Below are 16,007 nucleotides of genomic sequence, written 5' to 3'. Positions count from 1 at the left end.
ACATTGCAGAAAAAAGCAGATCAGACTGAGCCGCAGAACCTGTAAGAGCGGGCTACCAATAAAGAGGCTTCAAATGTACTGGCCTCTTCGCGAATGAATTCGCTCCCACGGGGTCGGGTGATTTTTGTGGGAGCGGGGCTTGGTCTGGGCCGCCTCCGGACCATACCGGCGCCGAGGTCTGTCAGGCGCATCGCGTCATCGTTCATCGCGGGCAAGCACCGCTCCCACAGGGTACGCGGCACGCCAGGCGCATCGCGTCATCGTTCATCGCCGGCAAGCTTGGCTCCTACAGGCGACTGAGTTCCCCGTTGGAGCGAGGCTTGCCCGCGAATCGTAGCGCCTCGGTATAGCAGACAACCGCCGATTTACTGTGGGAGCGGTGCTTGCCCGCGATGAACGATGGCTCGGTAGGACTGATGAACCGGGGTGTCTGTAATTGTCCCGGATGCGGCCCAGACCAAGCACCGCTCCCACGATGACTGCAGTGCGTAGGAGCTGCATTGGCCCGGTTATCAATCCAGATCCGCCGCCTGATGCCGTTCCGCTAGCTGGCTGTCCTCATCGCCCCAGGTTCGATTGACCCGCTTGCCACGGATAACCGCAGGTCGCTTGGCGATCTCTTCTGCCCAGCGCTGTACATGGGGGTATTCGTCGACGGCGAGGAATTCTCCAGCTGAATACAGATTGCCCCGCACCAGTTCGCCATACCACGGCCAGACTGCAATGTCGGCGATGGTGTAGCTGTCGCCGCCCAGATAGGGGCTGTGGCTGAGGCGTTGTTCGAGCACGTCCAACTGACGCTTGGCCTCCATGGTGAAGCGATTGATGGCGTACTCGATTTTCTCGGGGGCGTAGGCATAAAAATGTCCGAAACCACCGCCCAGATAAGGTGCCGCGCCCATTTGCCAGAACAGCCAGTTCAGGGTTTCGGTTCGCCCGGCAAGGTCGGCAGGCAACAAGGCGCCGAACTTCTCTGCCAGATACAGCAGGATCGAACCTGACTCGAATACCCGGATCTCGGGCTGGGCAGTGCGATCCAGCAAGGCCGGGATTTTCGAGTTGGGATTGACCTCGACAAAGCCGCTGGAGAATTGATCACCCTCGTTGATACGGATCAGCCACGCATCGTATTCGGCACCGCTATGCCCCAGCGCCAGCAGCTCTTCCAGCAGGATCGTGACCTTCACCCCATTGGGTGTGGCCAGGGAATACAGCTGCAAAGGATGCTTGCCCACGGGCAATTGCTTTTCATGGGTCGGCCCGGCAACGGGGCGGTTGATACTCGCAAAGGCACCGCCAGACGGTGCTTCGTTCTTCCAGACCTTGGGTGGAACGTAAGGCGCGTTGCTCATCAAGAACCTCCGGGTAATTGGGTGATGCGTGAGGATGGGACAGGCTGAGGCGCAGTATGATTCAACAGAACATTCGTGTGGCAATCGCTGAACCCTGTGGGACCTGCCGATGGTGTCGCGTCAGATGACCCGCAGCATCACTGCCTGTTGGGTGGCCATTTGCGCGGCCTCCCAACGTGACCCGCCCAACCCCGGGGCCAGTGTTGAGTCCCGAATCCGGATGGCTTGCGTTTGACGATTGTTACTATCGCGGTCCTTGAAGCTTATAGCCCATGCCGTGAACCGTGTGCAGCAACGGAGTCTCGAAGGACTTGTCGATGGTCTTGCGCAGCGTGTAGATGCTGGTCCGCAAGCTATCCGTGTCGGGAGGGGCGTTACCCCAGAGCGCTTGTTCGAAATCCTTGCGTCTGACCACCGCGGGGCTTTTGCGCATAAGCAGTTCCAGCAGGACCCTGTTGGTCGGGTTGAGTCTTAGCAGTACGCCTGCGCGTTTGACTTCGAGCGAGTCCAGATCGAAGGTCAGGTCATGGACCTGAATGATGTTTTTTTGCACACCCTTGAAGCGCCGGGTGACGGCTTCAACCCGAGCGAATAATTCAGACAAGGCAAACGGTTTGACGATGTAATCATCGGCGCCTACCTCGAACCCGGTCAGACGGTCATCCAGTTGGTCTCTGGCGGTGAGCATCAAGATGGGTACGTGCTGGCTGGTATTTTCCCGGACGCGTCGGCAGACCGTGTTGCCATCCATTCCAGGCAGCATCAGGTCCAGAATGATCGCGTCAAAGTTCCCCGTTACCGCGAGATGCAACCCGGTTACGCCATCCAGGGCACCCGAGACTTCGCAGCCCTTGAGCGTGAAGTACTCCGACACATTGGCCAGGATGTCTTTATGGTCTTCGATAACAAGTATGCGCATGGACCGCTCTTTTTTATTCTGCGGACCCGATTGATCAGGCCCGTGGTGGTGATGAGTGTGCCGGGATGCGGTTACTGAGCCGCCAACGCGCTGCCAGTGTTGGCCTTTCTGCAGCCTGCGAACATATCCAGCGCAGGGTCGTAAGCTTTGCTATGAACCTGCAACAAGCCGAGCATCGAGTGGAAAAGGTTGTCCTGGCTCAAGGGTGCGTTGCGGGTGTTCATCAGGCAATGGCTGTCGACCGAGAACGACCGCTGATAACTGTCGGAGAACCACACCAGCATTGGCACATGCTTTTGTTGATCGGGTGCCAGCACGTAAGGCGTGCCGTGCAGGAATAAATTGTATTCACCCAACGATTCACCATGGTCCGACAGGTATAACATCGCGGTGTCGACTTTGTCCTGATTGTTGCGCAGGATATCAATCAGGCTGGCCAGCACATGGTCGGTGTACAGCAGCGTATTGTCATAACCGTTGACGATGCTCTCCCTGCTGCAATTGTCCAGGGCGTTGCTTTGGCACACAGGAGTAAACTTTGCGAACTCTTTGGGATAACGCTTGAAGTATTCAGGGCCGTGACTGCCCATTTGGTGCAGCACCAGCACGGTGTTTTTATCCAGGTGATCGATAAAGTTCTGCAAGCCCTGCAGTAATATCTCATCCCTGCATTCGTTGTTGGCGCACAGTTGAGGATCTTTCAAATTGCTGACGTCCTCGACTGTTACCCGATCGCAGGTGCCTTTGCAACCGGACTGGTTGTCACGCCAGATTACTTCCAGACCGGCACGCTTGAGCACGTCGAGCAAACCTTCCTGGCTTTTTGCCGTGGAAGCGTTGTAGTCCTTGCGGCCCATGTTGGAAAACATACAGGGCACCGATACCGCCGTTTCAGTGCCACACGAGTGAACATCGGTGAAGGCAACCAAGCCATCCTCTTTCTGCAGTTGAGGTGTCGTGTCGCGGTTGTAGCCCAGTATGCCGAAGTTCTCGGCCCGGGCACTTTCGCCTACCACCAGAACCGTAAGGGATTTGCGCGAGTGTTGGGCCCAGTCACTGCTCAGCTTTGCATCTTCGCCTATCTTCAGAAACGGTTTCCGGGCGGTGACGATCTGCTCACGTAGATACCCGATAGATGCGCTCAGGTAATTGCTGGGTACGACCATCAGGCGCAGTTCTTTGTGATTGCGGAATAGCGATGAAAGACCCTGGTAATTGAACAGTGCAACACCCGTGATCACCACGGCACAGGTCACGCTGACCAACGCTTTACTGATGAGTTCGTGATGCAGCCGGCGGTACGTGACCGGGGTTTTCCACAGCAGAAAAGAGGGCAATACTCCCAACAGTGCAAGATAGACAAACAACTTGGGTGACAGTAAATCCCAGACTTCAGTGGCATTGGTTTCGGCGAAGTTACGCAACATGCCTGTATCAATAAGCACGCCATACCGGTTCATGAAGTAAGCGACACCTGCGCTGATCATGAACAACGCGATTAACAACGGTTTGAAGATTTTTTCAAATGCCAAAAAGGTGAGGGCGATATTAAATACAAAAAATATCATGGCGCTGAAAGCAATGCGCAACAGCACGCCCGTGCTGCCGGTGTCGGTGATAGTAAAGAGGTGCTGCCAAAAGGTTGCGTTAAAACCGAGCAGCAAGAAGGCGCTGGCGAAGACGGTGATAAGTTCAGGGCGAACTGCTTTGATTTTAAACATACGAAATCTACTTGAAAAAGTTGCGGAGCGCTGGCAGTCAGGCAAAAAAGCGGTGCTGTCTCCAATGGCGTGGACTTTAGAGGGGGTGGCATAAAATTTTTGTGAAAAGCATGCAAACAAATGGTGGGGTGATGTCCGCTTTTTTATGAACTGTTACAGCGTCTCTTCACGGAAGGCAGAAGCATTATCAGTCAGCGCTTCAACTTATTTTTCACATTGTTTTCACTGCTCAGCTACGGGGCAGGTTTTATCGTCAAGCCATTGATGTGGGTGAAATTTGAGGGTTGCCCTCAACGGGCGCCCCAGTTCTGAATATTCAGCAGGAGCGACAAGGTGGCCCAGACGTTAATTATTGGTTCGGTGACTGAGCGACCCCCTTTTCGAAAGCGTCGTTTCAACTACGGACGGATTGCACTTGTCATGAGTATTGTCACCCTGGCGACGACTTCGGGCTGGTTCTTTACAGCGACTCCCGTGCTGGATCTTGGCGTCAGCAGCAATATGCTCAAGTCTGGTCTGTACCAGCGCTGGGCACAGGGTGAGGTAGTGGTCATGGTCAGGCATGCCGAACGTTGTGACCGGTCCGGCAATACCTGTCTTGGGAGTGCCGACGGCATTACTAAAATTGGCAGCAATGCGGCAGTGGCGGTGGGTTTCGGCTTACAACGACTGGGACTTGAAAACACTCGGATGCTCGCCAGCCCGTTAACCCGGACCCGGCAGACTGCGGATTTCATCGCGGGGCGGGCGGTGCCTACGCAAAACTGGCTGAGTGAGTGCGATAACGGCTTCAAGGGTGCCGTTATGGCTAATAAGAACCTGAAAGAAAATCTGGTGCTGATTACCCATAGCGGTTGTATTGATCAGTTCGAACGCAAGATGGGCGTGCATGCCTCGGACCGCAGCAGTGAATACACCCAGGCGTTCTTCGTTCAGGTGGATGGCACTCATGCACCGAAGATCCTCGGATCGCTGGACGCGGCACAGTGGAAAAACTTGACTATAGAGCAGTCCAATTGATGTCTTTTCTAATGAAAGCCCAAAGCCCCCGCGCTACTTTTTATTACCGCAATCTGGGTTTGCCCTTACTTCTGGCGTTGCTGACATTTCTGGTCTTTGACCTGACCGAGCTCGACCGGCTATTCAGCAATCTGTTCTTCGATCCGGTCGCTGGCGTGTTTCCGATTGGTGAGAGCCACCTTTTCGAAAAAATCACCCACAAGTGGGCGCGGATCATCCCGAACTGGACCGGTGAGCTGGCAATCATCGGTGCGCTGCTGTCTTTTATCTGGCCGTTACTGGAAAGGTACCGGGGAAGTCGGCTCCCGCGTCGCATCATCGGCTCGCGGCTCGCCCGGCCATTGCAGCAGTTACATCGCTACAGGCTGGATTTCTTCTTCATTATTGTCGCCTTTGCCCTGAGTACCGGCGTCATCCATTTCCTGAAGAGCCATACCAGCATCTATTGCCCGGTGGAAACAACGCTTTACGGCGGCGCCGAGCTGCATCGGGAATGGTTTGAAAACTTTACCCTGTGGCGCGAGGCCGGGGCTGGTCGTTGCTGGCCGGGTGGTCATGCCTCAAGCGCATTCAGCCTGTTCGCCCTCTATTTTATTGCCAGACGCTATCGCTGGCAGCACTCGCGCCTCTTGCTGGCAGGCATAACTGTCCTGGGCCTGGTCTACGGGACCACCCGGGTATTGCAAGGCTGGCACTATCTGTCGCACACCTTCTGGGCGGGGATTTTCGTCTGGTTGAGCACGCTGTTGGTGGCGCTGTTCTTCTACGGGCGTTCAGCCTTGCAGCAGCCGATTCGCAAAATGGTCAGGTCGGACGGGAAGGGCACTGCGACATTGGAACTTCCCGCTACGTCCTCGTCAGTCAGCAACTGAAAAAAACTGCACTTTAATCCTTGTCGGAACTCGTTCATGGCTAATGCACCATCGCTTCCTGTGTCGCGTCATTTTGATTTTCGGCTCTGGCTGGGCTTCCCGTTGCTGATCATGGGTTTGCTTCTCTGGTTGGACCCCGCAAGTCTGGATTTCGCCATTGCCGAAAAATTTTATGTTCCAGGCAGCGGTTTTATCGGCCGTAAGAGCTACTGGCTGGAAAATATCCTGCACGATCGCGCCAAGCAGGCGGTGATTCTGCTGAGCATGCTGATCGTCATCGGCTTTATTGCCAGCCTGTTCCGGCCGAAATGGCGTGAGTGGCGCCGGCCGCTGGGTTATGTAGTGCTGGCGATGGGGTTAAGTACCGCAATCGTCACCCCGCTCAAGGCCCTTACTGCGGTTCAGTGCCCGTGGAGCCTCACCGAGTTCGGTGGGATCGAGACGTTCACGCCGCTGCTCAGTGCCCGGGCTGAAACCCTCAAGCCTGGGCGGTGCTGGCCGGGTGGTCACGCATCGACTGGTTTTTCGCTGTTGGCCCTGTTCTTCGCGTTACGTGACCGTCATCCACGCGGCGCACGTATTGCGCTGGGCGTGGCCCTTGGGTTGGGGGTGATTTTTTCTGTGGGGCGCATGCTTCAGGGCGCGCATTTTCTCTCCCATAACCTCTGGACCTTGCTGTTTGACTGGGTGATCTGCGTGCTTTGTTACCGTTGGCTGCTCTATCGCCCGGCAACAGCAGCCTCGATCAGTGAACGCAACCTGATATCCAAAAAAAAGAGCGGCCGAGTAGAGCGGCCGAGGTGAGCATCATGCCTGTCTCATTTCACGAGGTGTCGGCGCTGGCAGCTCTGTTTGTGGTTGTTGCGCTATTGGGTGGCTGTCAGAGCACCCGTGAACGCTTGCTCGCTCAAGGCTATCCGGCGCCCTTCGTCAGCGGTTTTGAAGATGGCTGTGGCAGTGGTCGACAGGCCGCCGGTGCGCTGGCGGAGTATCGGAAAAATGTACCGGCTTATCTGGCGGACCGTTATTACGCGACAGGCTGGGATGATGGTTTCCGTCAGTGCCAGGCCAGTGTGAACAGTGACGTTGAACACCATGCCGGCATCGGCAGCCAGGCGGACCGAAACTGGCAGCACAGCAAGGACCAGAGCTGGAGCAAAGCGCTGGGGCGCAAAGCGCAGCCCTGAAATAACTTTGCCATCAAACTGTAACCTGGCACCGGCTTAATCAGCCGGCATCGCCCGTGTTCAGGCCCCACCCCGACGCAGGGCGGAAACTCATTGAGAACGCCCCTTAGTGAAGGCACAATGCGTGTCCTTTTTTTGGCCGACCTTGCCGGAGGCGTCGAAATGATCAAAACGCCGTACTACCTGATCGATAAACAGAAGCTGCTGGGCAACATGGAGAAGATCGCCTACGTGCGCGAACACTCCGGGGCCAAGGCTCTGCTCGCGCTCAAGTGCTTTGCTACATGGTCGGTATTCGACCTGATGCAACAGTACATGGACGGCACCACGTCGTCGTCGCTTTACGAGCTCAAGCTCGGTCGTCAGAAATTCGCCGGCGAAACCCATGCCTACAGCGTGGCCTGGGCTGACGATGAAATCGAGGAGATGCTCGAGAACTGCGACAAGATCATCTTCAATTCCATCGGCCAGTTGCAGCGCTTCGCCGAGGCTTCGGCCGGCAAAGTGCGCGGTTTACGCGTCAACCCGCAGGTGAGCAGCTCCGATTACCTGCTGGCCGACCCGGCGCGCCCGTTCAGCCGCCTGGGCGAGTGGGACCCGGTCAAGGTCGAAGAAGTCATCGGGCAGATCTCCGGCTTCATGTTCCACAACAACTGCGAGAACGGTGATTTCGGCCTGTTCGACCAGATGCTGGGCACCATCGAAGAACGCTTTGGTCATCTGTTGCACAAAGTGGAATGGGTCAGCCTCGGCGGCGGTATTCACTTCACCGGTGAAGGCTATGCGCTTGACGAATTCTGCGCGCGCCTCAAGGCGTTCTCGCTGAAGTACGGTGTGCAGGTCTATCTGGAGCCTGGTGAAGCGGCGATCACCCAGAGCGCTTCTCTGGAAGTCACCGTGCTCGACACCCTCTATAACGGCAAGCACCTGGCCGTGGTGGACAGCTCCATCGAAGCCCACATGCTTGACCTGTTGATCTACCGCCTGAACGCCAAGCTGGCACCCAGCGATGGCGAACACACGTACATGGTGTGCGGTAAATCATGCCTGGCCGGAGATATTTTCGGCGAGTACCAATTTGATCGTCCGCTGGCCATCGGCGATCGGCTGTCGTTTGTTGACGCAGCGGGTTACACCATGGTGAAGAAAAACTGGTTCAACGGGCTGAAAATGCCGTCCATCGTAGTGAAACAACTCGACGGTACAGTCGAGGTGGTTCGTGAGTTTGGTTTCCACGATTACCTGTCCAGCCTTTCGTAAGCTGGCAGATAAGGAGAGAGAAAGAAATTGAAGAAAAATGTTCTTATCATTGGTGCAGGAGGTGTCGCCAAGGTGGTGGCCCACAAGTGCGCGCAGCACAACGACGAACTCGGTCGTATTGCTATCGCGTCGCGCAACATCTCCAAATGCCAGGCCATCATCGACAGCGTCAAGGCCAAGGGTAGTCTCAAGCAACCCGCCGATATCAAAGCCTTCTCGCTCAATGCACTGGATATCGAAGCGACCAAGGCGCTTATCCTCGAGACTGAATCGCAAATCGTCATCAACGTCGGTTCATCGTTTCTGAACATGTCGGTGCTGCGTGCCTGCATCGATACCGGCGTCGCCTATCTGGACACCGCCATCCACGAAGAGCCAGGCAAAGTCTGTGAGACGCCGCCGTGGTACGGCAATTACGAGTGGAAACACCTCGAAGAGTGCCAGCAGAAGAACGTCACCGCCATTCTCGGTGTGGGTTTCGACCCGGGCGTAGTCAACGCCTATGCCGCACTGGCGCAACAACAGCATTTCGACCGTATTGATTCCATCGACATCCTCGACGTCAATGCGGGATCACACGGCAAGTATTTCGCGACCAACTTCGATCCCGAAATCAACTTCCGTGAATTTACCGGGCAGGTGTACAGCTGGCAGAACAGCCAATGGACCACCAACAGCATGTTCGAAGTCAAACGTACCGATGATCTGCCAGTGGTGGGTTCGCAGAACCTGTACCTGACCGGTCACGATGAAGTGCACTCGCTGTCCAAGAACCTCGACGTGCCGAACGTGCGTTTCTGGATGAGCTTTGGCGAGCACTACATCAATGTCTTCACCGTGCTCAACAAGCTGGGCCTGCTGTCCGAGCAGCCAGTGAAGACTGCTGAGGGCGTGGAAATCGTGCCGTTGAAAGTGGTCAAGGCGGTGCTGCCGGATCCGTCTTCGCTGGCGCCGGGCTACACCGGCAAGACCTGCATCGGTGATCTGGTCAAAGGTACCCGCAACGGTCAGCCGCACGAGGTATTCATTTACAACGTCGCCGACCACGAAGAAGCCTACGCTGAAACCGACAGCCAGGGCATTTCCTACACCGCTGGCGTACCACCGGTGGCCGCAGCCCTGCTGGTTGCCCGTGGGGAATGGGACGTACAGCGCATGGCCAACGTTGAAGAGCTGCCAGCCGAGCCGTTCCTCAAGCTGCTTGACGCCATGGGCCTGCCAACCCGCATCAAGGACGACAAGGGCGACCGTCCTTGGGACGCCATCGTTTGATGTAGCCAACAAAGACAATGTGCGCCGCTCGCGGCGCACATTGCTCTGACCTTTCTTTATGACCAAACACATCACTCGCTTTTTGTAGGAGCTGCCGAAGGCTGCGAAGGTATTTTTGCCTGACACGCGCCATTCGCAGCCTTCGGCAGCTTTTACCACGATCACCGAGCCTGACGGTGCGAGTGGGTGGTATTCCGACTTGCCCGCGATTCAGGCGCCTCGGTTCTACAGGTATACCGCGTGATCTTTCTTCGCGGGCAAGCGTGCTCCCGCGGCGATCACCGAACCTGTGGGAGCGGTGCTTGCCCGCGATTCAGGCCACTCGGTTCTACAGGTATACCGCGTCATCGTTCTTCGCGAGCAAGCTCGGCTCCCACAGGGATCCAGTTCTTTCAGGGGCACCGCGCGCGTCAACGCATCTGCATCATCCGCAACAACGGCTCGTATTCAGCATGGCTGGCCGGGAACAGGCCCGAGGCTTCCTGGGACTGGAGAAATGCGGAAAGGCCTTGCTGGTCATTGAGCATGGCCTTGCGGATCTGCTCCTTTAACTCCGGACAGAGGCTGCCGCTGAACACGTAAGGTGAGTAGTAGATGGGCTCCGAACGCCACAGGACATTGAAGGTGTCACGCCCGATACGTCCGTTGTTCAGATAGGCATCGACTTCAACACTGGCGACAAAGGCTGCATCCACTCTGCCGTCCAGCAGGGTGTCCAGGGATTTGCTGTGGGAGCCTGCGTAAACCACCGAGCTGAAAAACCGGGTGAGGGGCTGGCCGACTTTCACGGAAAACTCAGCGTTAGGCACCACGCTGCCGGAGGTGCTGGCCGGATCGCTCAAGGCCACCTGGGCGCCGCGTAATGCTTCAACCTTGTCGAAGGTACCGCGTCGGGTCAGCAGTAACGACTGGTAGTGGTGGCCCGCAGGAGTGAAGAAGCCAGGGCTGATCGTCAGGCTGGCGAACGGTTCGATGCGAGGGTCCCGCTGGCGAGCCATCACATAGGAAGCAGGCCCAAGCCAGGCAACGTCCACGCCACCAGAGACGATCGCATCAATCACGCTTTCATAGGACGAAGAGGTAGACACCAGGTCCACCGGCATGTGCAGCGAAGTGCTCAAGCGTTCGAGCAGCGGCTGATAGTCCCGGCGTAACACTTCCAAAGGCTTGCTGGTATTGGGAATGATCGCAACGCGCAGGCTGCGTTGGGTGCATTGGGCATGCACCGTGGTGGTCAGCGCTGATGTCATCAACGCCGTCGTTAAAAGCCCGGCCAACCATTTTACTGAGCGCATGCGGTATCCATCGCGTTGATAAAAGGAGCGTATTCATTGAGCTGTTCGGCCGACATCGGCCGGCTGAAATGGTAGCCCTGCACCATGTCGCAACCAGCCAGCTTCAGGCAGATGAGTTGCTCGCGGGTTTCCACGCCTTCAGCAACGACTTCCAGGCCCAGACGCTTGGCGAGAATGATGGTAGAGGCCACGATTGGGTTGTCATCGGGACTGTTGGACAAGGGCGCGATGACCGCTCGGTCGATCTTCAGTTTGGTCAGCGGCAGTAATTGCAGATGAGCGAAGCCCGCATAACCCTGGCCGAAATCGTCGAGACTGATGGCCAGACCTGCATGGCGCAGGCGTTGCAGATGTTCGATGCCATGGCCTTCCGGATCCAGCACCGAGGTCTCGGTAATTTCCAGTTCCAGGCGCTGTGGCAGGATGCGGTAACGCTTCAGTTCGCTCAGCAATTTTTCGCTGAAGTCTGCCTGGCGCAGCTGTATCGCTGAAATGTTGATCGCCAGCCTTGAGTCCCGGCCCTGGGCTTGCCAGCGTGCCAGGTCTTCGCAGGCCAGGCGCAAGACTTCCCAGCCCAGTGCGATGATGAATCCGCTGCGTTCGGCCAGGGAAATGAATTGATCCGGATACAGCAAACCGAAGTCTGGATGCTGCCAGCGCACCAACGCCTCATAACTTTCCACCAGCATGGAATCCAGGCGGATTTGCGGTTGGTAGTGGAGCAAGAACTGGCGTTCACTCAATGCACCGGTAAAGGCCTGTTCAAGGATGAACTCTTTGATATCCGAGACGTTCAGCGACGGGTCGAAGAAACGATATTGACCACGGCCCGCTCGCTTGGCCGAGTACATGGCCGCGTCCGCGCAGCGAATCATGTCGTCGATGTCTTGCCCATCCCGCGGGCAAATGCTGACGCCAACGCTAGGGCTGGTGCTCAGTTCGTGTCCTTCCAGGGAGTAAATCGCAGACAGTTTTTCCACCAGGCTGCGAGCCCAGGCATCGATCTGTTCTTCGCTGCGTTCGCCTGCCAGCAGCACCACAAATTCGTCGCCGCCGAAACGCGCAGCTTCGTCGCTCGGCTCCAGCATGCGGCTGATGCGTCCGGCCACTGCCTGCAACAGCAAGTCTCCCGTGCGGTGCCCCAGGGAATCGTTGATCGACTTGAAACGGTCCATGTCAATGAACAGGATCGCCAACAACTGCCGCTTGCCGCGCTGCCGGGTCAAGACTTGCGCCGCCACTTCCATGAACTGTCGTCGATTGTGCAGGCCGCTCAAATGGTCGGTTGCTGCGGCATGGCTGCTGCGCCGATGCTCGTCTTCCAGACGACTGATCAGCTGCTGATTGATCTGCTGAGCCTGCTCCAGAGCCGCGAAGGCTTCCTGACGTCGGCGCAGTACTCGCAAAGTCCAGATCAGGCTGGCGAGAATGAAAACTGTCATGCACACATTCAGCCAGAACTGGCGTTGGTAAGTCAGCCTTGAGGAGGCGAGGATTTCGTCACGCTGCTGGCTGATCACGATGCTGAAGCCACGTGGCGCCATGCGTCGATACAAGCTCTGATAGTTTGCCGAGGCGGCGTATTGGGTGATTTCCCCGGCTTCCTGAGCGCTGAATGGTAATTCCGGGCTGAATGCTGCTCCAGAGATCACGACGCCGCTGCTGGTGATGCGCAGCCGTTCCTGGCCCGTGTTATCCAGCAAACGCATCATGCCGCTGCGGCCTAGATCGATGCGCTCAAAAAGCGCCGCCAGATAGCCGATGTCCAGCTGGACCAGCAACACGCTTTCGAGCTCGCGTGCAGCGGGATCGGTGAGCGGGAGCAGGAACGGTAGTCGCCAGCTGGGTGAGGGCGAGCCAGTCTGACCGCTGATTGAGCCCGGCAACAAAGGCTTGAGGCCGTACAGGGCGAAGTGCTTTTGAAGTTGTTCCAGCCAGTTAGCGGACAGTTGTTGTGGCTCATCGACATGAGTGCCGGACAGAAGCCTGCCATCTTTGCTGTACAGGGTCATGCGTTTGAGGACCGGGTCCTCGGCGAGCATGCGCACCAGACCCCAATTGCGCTGATCGCGATCTTCAATATCACTGCGCGCGACTTTGCCGATGGCTTGGGCGCGGTCAACCAGTTGCCGCAGGTTTTCCGCGGCAATGGTTGCCAGATTAAGGTGTTCTGCGGCTTTGGCGGCCAGTGCTTCGTGCTCGGAAGTGGCTTTCTGTTGAAGAAACAAGCCCCACAGAAAAGCGAGGGTGGCGGCACACAAGATGCCCAGCAGCAGCCGAAGCAGGCTCAACGAGGAAGAAAACAGGCGCATCACTCTCATTCTTCCAGCCGCAAGAAAACGCCACATTACTACCAGTGTGTAACAAAAATATTACAGATTTTACTGATCCGCAGGAGCTGCCGAGGCTGCGAGTCGCGGTTTGACAGGTGCACCGTCTTCGCAACCTGCGACCGCTCCTGCAGCAATCGTTTCAATTTAGAAATTCGCTGGAGTTGTGCGCTCAATCACCTTAAATCTCTGCCAATAACCCTACCATTAGTGGCATTATGATACTTAGCGCAAAAGTACCTGGTTATACCTGTCACTGCCATGGATAGCCGGCTTTGAATTCAGCTGAGGTTCGCTGTAATGCCGATGAGTGAAAGCTCCGACCTGATGTATCGCCAGTTGATTCAAAGTGTGATCGATTACGCGATTTACATGCTCACCCCGCAAGGCATCGTAGCGAACTGGAATCCGGGAGCGGAGCGCGCCAAGGGCTATACCGCAGGCGAAATCGTAGGCCAGCATTTCTCGGCTTTCTATACCCGGCAAGACATTGCCGCCGGCCTGCCGGACAGAAACCTGCAGGTTGCCGGGACGACCGGACGCTTCGAGGATCAGGGCTGGCGGCTGCGCAAGGACGGAACCTCGTTCTGGGCTCATGTGGTCATTGATGCGATCTGGGGCGAGGCGGGCGAATTGCTGGGTTTCGCCAAAGTCACCCGCGACTGCACCGTGCAGCGCCAGGCTCAACTTGCTCAACAGGAGCAGGAACGTCGTTTTCGTCTGCTGGTGCAGGGCGTCACTGATTACGCGATTTATATGCTCGATCTCCAGGGTCACGTGGTGAACTGGAATGTCGGGGCGCAGCGGACCAAAGGCTACAAAGCAGAAGAAATCATCGGTCAGCATTTTTCGGTGTTCTATACCCCTCAGGACCGAGCCAAGGGCTTGCCCCAGGCCGGGCTGGAAACCGCGCGCAGAAACGGCCGTTTCGCCGCTGAAGGTATTCGTCAACGCAAGGACGGCAGCCATTTCTGGACCAGCGTGGTGATCGATGCGATCTATGACGATGAAAGCGGGCAACTGATCGGTTTTGCCAAGGTCACCCGGGACATCAGCGAGCGCCGCCGCTACGAGCTTGAGCTGGTCAGTGCCAAAGAGCTGGCCGAGCAATACAGCCAGGAAATGACGTCGCTGTCGCGCTTCCTTGATTCTGTGATCGCCAACATTCCTGCCAGCGTCATCGTTCAGGACGCTGTGACCAAAAGGGTGCTGCTGGCCAATCAGCAAGCCCAGCGCCTGTTTTGCTACCGGCAGGCAAGTATGGTGGGCCGCACGATCAGTGCGTGTTTGCAGCCGGACGTCGCCCAATACATCGAGCAGCAGCTGGAGAGGGTGTTTCGCAAACCCGGTGTACAGGTGGCCGAAACGCTGGTTGCGACGGTTATCGGAGACCGCACCCTTCGCAGTCGGGCCTTGCTGTGCAAGAACCTCGAAGGCCAGTCCAACTACGTGTTGTTTGTCGCAGAGGACGTCACTGACGAGTTGGCCGCTCAAACTCAGATCCAGCACATGGCTCATCACGATGCGCTTACGGGGTTGCCCAACCGAACCCTGTTTAACGAGCGGCTGGCTCTTGAGCTGGATCAGCACCCGGGAAAGTTGACCGGTGTTTTATGTCTGGATCTGGATAACTTCAAACATATCAATGACGCGTTCGGTCATGCATTCGGCGATAAACTGCTGAACGCGCTGGGCAAGCGCCTGCGCGCTGAGTTGCGTGAGCACGATACCCTGGCGAGGCTTGGCGGTGACGAGTTCGCCATTGTGCTGACGGCACTGGAGGATTACGAGGCCGCTGGCAGCACTGCGCAACGACTCATCTCGGCGATCACCAGGCCGTTTTCAGTTGAGGAGCACAGTCTTGTTGTTGGGGTCAGCATCGGCATTTCCATAGCACCGGATGACCATGACAGCGCCCAGCAACTTTTGGGCTTTGCGGATATGGCGCTTTACGAAGCCAAACGCAACGGTCGCAACCGCCACGAGTATTTCCGCCCCGAGCTGAGTGATGCAGCCCGCGCCCGTCGCAGCATCGAGACCGACCTGCGCACCGCGCTGCATCTGGGCCAGTTGCAACTGCATTACCAGCCAATCATCGACAGCCGGGACAGACGCATCTGCGGCTATGAAGCCTTGATGCGTTGGGAGCATCCAACCAAGGGTACGATCATGCCTCTGGACTTCATTCCCATTGCCGAAGAAACCGGGTTGATTCATGAAATCGGCAGCCGCGCCCTGAATCTGGCATGCCGCGAGGCGGCCAGCTGGGGCACACGACAAACCGTGGCGGTGAATCTGTCGTCGGTGCAATTCAACAAACCCGGGTTAGTGGACATCGTGGCACTGGCACTTTCTGATTCGGGCCTTGAAGCCGATCGTCTGGAGCTGGAGATCACCGAGTCAGTTCTGCTGGAGAATAGCGAAGAGAATATTCATACCTTGCGGGCGCTCAAGGAATTGGGGATCAGTATTGTGCTGGATGATTTTGGTACGGGCTATTCATCGCTGGGATATTTGCGCTCGTTCTCGTTCGATCGCATCAAGATCGACAAGTCGTTTGTTCGCGACATGGGGCAGAGTCGCGAAGCGTTGTCCATCGTCAGGGCCATCACCGGTATGAGTAACAGCCTGAACATCAAGGTCACTGCCGAGGGCGTCGAAACCCTGGAGCAGCAGGCTCAGCTTGAGGCAGAGGGCTGCTCACACTTTCAGGGTCATCTGTTCGGGTACCCGGTCCCGGCCGATGAGCGTCGCAAAGAACTTGATCCGCTCTGACGTG

General features: G+C 56.8%; 12 protein-coding genes. 7 read left to right on the top strand and 5 right to left on the bottom strand.

What is annotated here, in order from left to right:
- Window positions 1-512 precede the first annotated feature (512 nt).
- From yghU to IV01_RS06690, 3 genes are all read right to left on the bottom strand, one after another.
- Window positions 513-1,352 carry a glutathione-dependent disulfide-bond oxidoreductase gene (gene yghU / locus IV01_RS06680; protein ID WP_032630319.1) on the bottom strand — a complete coding sequence of 280 codons (840 nt, stop codon included), beginning with the start codon at window positions 1,350-1,352 and terminating at the stop codon, window positions 513-515.
- Window positions 1,353-1,596: 244 nt separating this feature from the next.
- Window positions 1,597-2,271, bottom strand: a complete 675-nt coding sequence (locus IV01_RS06685; RefSeq protein ID WP_032630318.1) for a response regulator transcription factor — start codon at window positions 2,269-2,271, stop codon at window positions 1,597-1,599.
- Between the two features lie 71 nt (window positions 2,272-2,342).
- Entirely contained in the window at window positions 2,343-3,992 is a 1,650-nt protein-coding gene (locus tag IV01_RS06690) for a phosphoethanolamine transferase (protein WP_032630317.1), read from the bottom strand.
- A gap of 333 nt (window positions 3,993-4,325) precedes the next feature.
- On the opposite strand from IV01_RS06690, the gene IV01_RS06695 reads away from it, so the two are divergent.
- The 6 genes from IV01_RS06695 (at window position 4,326) to IV01_RS06720 (ending at window position 9,603) form a co-directional block, all read left to right on the top strand.
- Entirely contained in the window at window positions 4,326-5,012 is a 687-nt protein-coding gene (locus tag IV01_RS06695) for a histidine phosphatase family protein (RefSeq protein ID WP_050507841.1), read from the top strand.
- A gap of 11 nt (window positions 5,013-5,023) precedes the next feature.
- Entirely contained in the window at window positions 5,024-5,884 is an 861-nt protein-coding gene (locus IV01_RS06700) for a phosphatase PAP2 family protein (protein ID WP_032630316.1), read from the top strand.
- Window positions 5,885-5,920: 36 nt separating this feature from the next.
- The gene (locus IV01_RS06705; protein ID WP_032630315.1) at window positions 5,921-6,688 is read left to right on the top strand and encodes a phosphatase PAP2 family protein; all 768 of its coding nucleotides are present in this window, start codon (window positions 5,921-5,923) and stop codon (window positions 6,686-6,688) included.
- 5 nt (window positions 6,689-6,693) lie between these two features.
- Window positions 6,694-7,071 (top strand): hypothetical protein, encoded by a 378-nt coding sequence (locus tag IV01_RS06710; RefSeq protein ID WP_050507867.1) that lies wholly within the window; start codon window positions 6,694-6,696, stop codon window positions 7,069-7,071.
- A 162-nt stretch (window positions 7,072-7,233) separates the two neighbouring features.
- A complete protein-coding gene (locus IV01_RS06715) occupies window positions 7,234-8,331 on the top strand; it encodes a carboxynorspermidine decarboxylase (protein ID WP_032630463.1) in 1,098 nt (365 codons plus the stop codon).
- A 27-nt stretch (window positions 8,332-8,358) separates the two neighbouring features.
- On the top strand, window positions 8,359-9,603 hold the full coding sequence (locus IV01_RS06720) for a saccharopine dehydrogenase family protein (protein WP_032630314.1): 1,245 nt from the start codon (window positions 8,359-8,361) through the stop codon (window positions 9,601-9,603).
- Between the two features lie 410 nt (window positions 9,604-10,013).
- Here the strand turns inward: IV01_RS06720 and IV01_RS06725 are convergent, their stop codons facing one another.
- Window positions 10,014-10,898, bottom strand: a complete 885-nt coding sequence (locus IV01_RS06725) for a phosphate/phosphite/phosphonate ABC transporter substrate-binding protein (RefSeq protein ID WP_032630313.1) — start codon at window positions 10,896-10,898, stop codon at window positions 10,014-10,016.
- Entirely contained in the window at window positions 10,886-13,213 is a 2,328-nt protein-coding gene (locus tag IV01_RS06730) for a putative bifunctional diguanylate cyclase/phosphodiesterase (protein WP_032630312.1), read from the bottom strand. The genes IV01_RS06725 and IV01_RS06730 overlap by 13 nt, the downstream gene beginning before the upstream one ends.
- 315 nt (window positions 13,214-13,528) lie before the next feature.
- Between IV01_RS06730 and IV01_RS06735 the strand changes: the two genes are divergently transcribed.
- Entirely contained in the window at window positions 13,529-16,003 is a 2,475-nt protein-coding gene (locus IV01_RS06735) for an EAL and GGDEF domain-containing protein (RefSeq protein WP_154232252.1), read from the top strand.
- Window positions 16,004-16,007 lie beyond the last annotated feature (4 nt).

The organism is Pseudomonas syringae (assembly GCF_000737245.1).
In the GTDB taxonomy this organism is placed as follows: Bacteria; Pseudomonadota; Gammaproteobacteria; order Pseudomonadales; family Pseudomonadaceae; genus Aquipseudomonas; species Aquipseudomonas syringae_J.
Note: the sequence above shows the minus strand (reverse complement) of the source record. Positions and strands in the feature narration are given on the sequence as shown.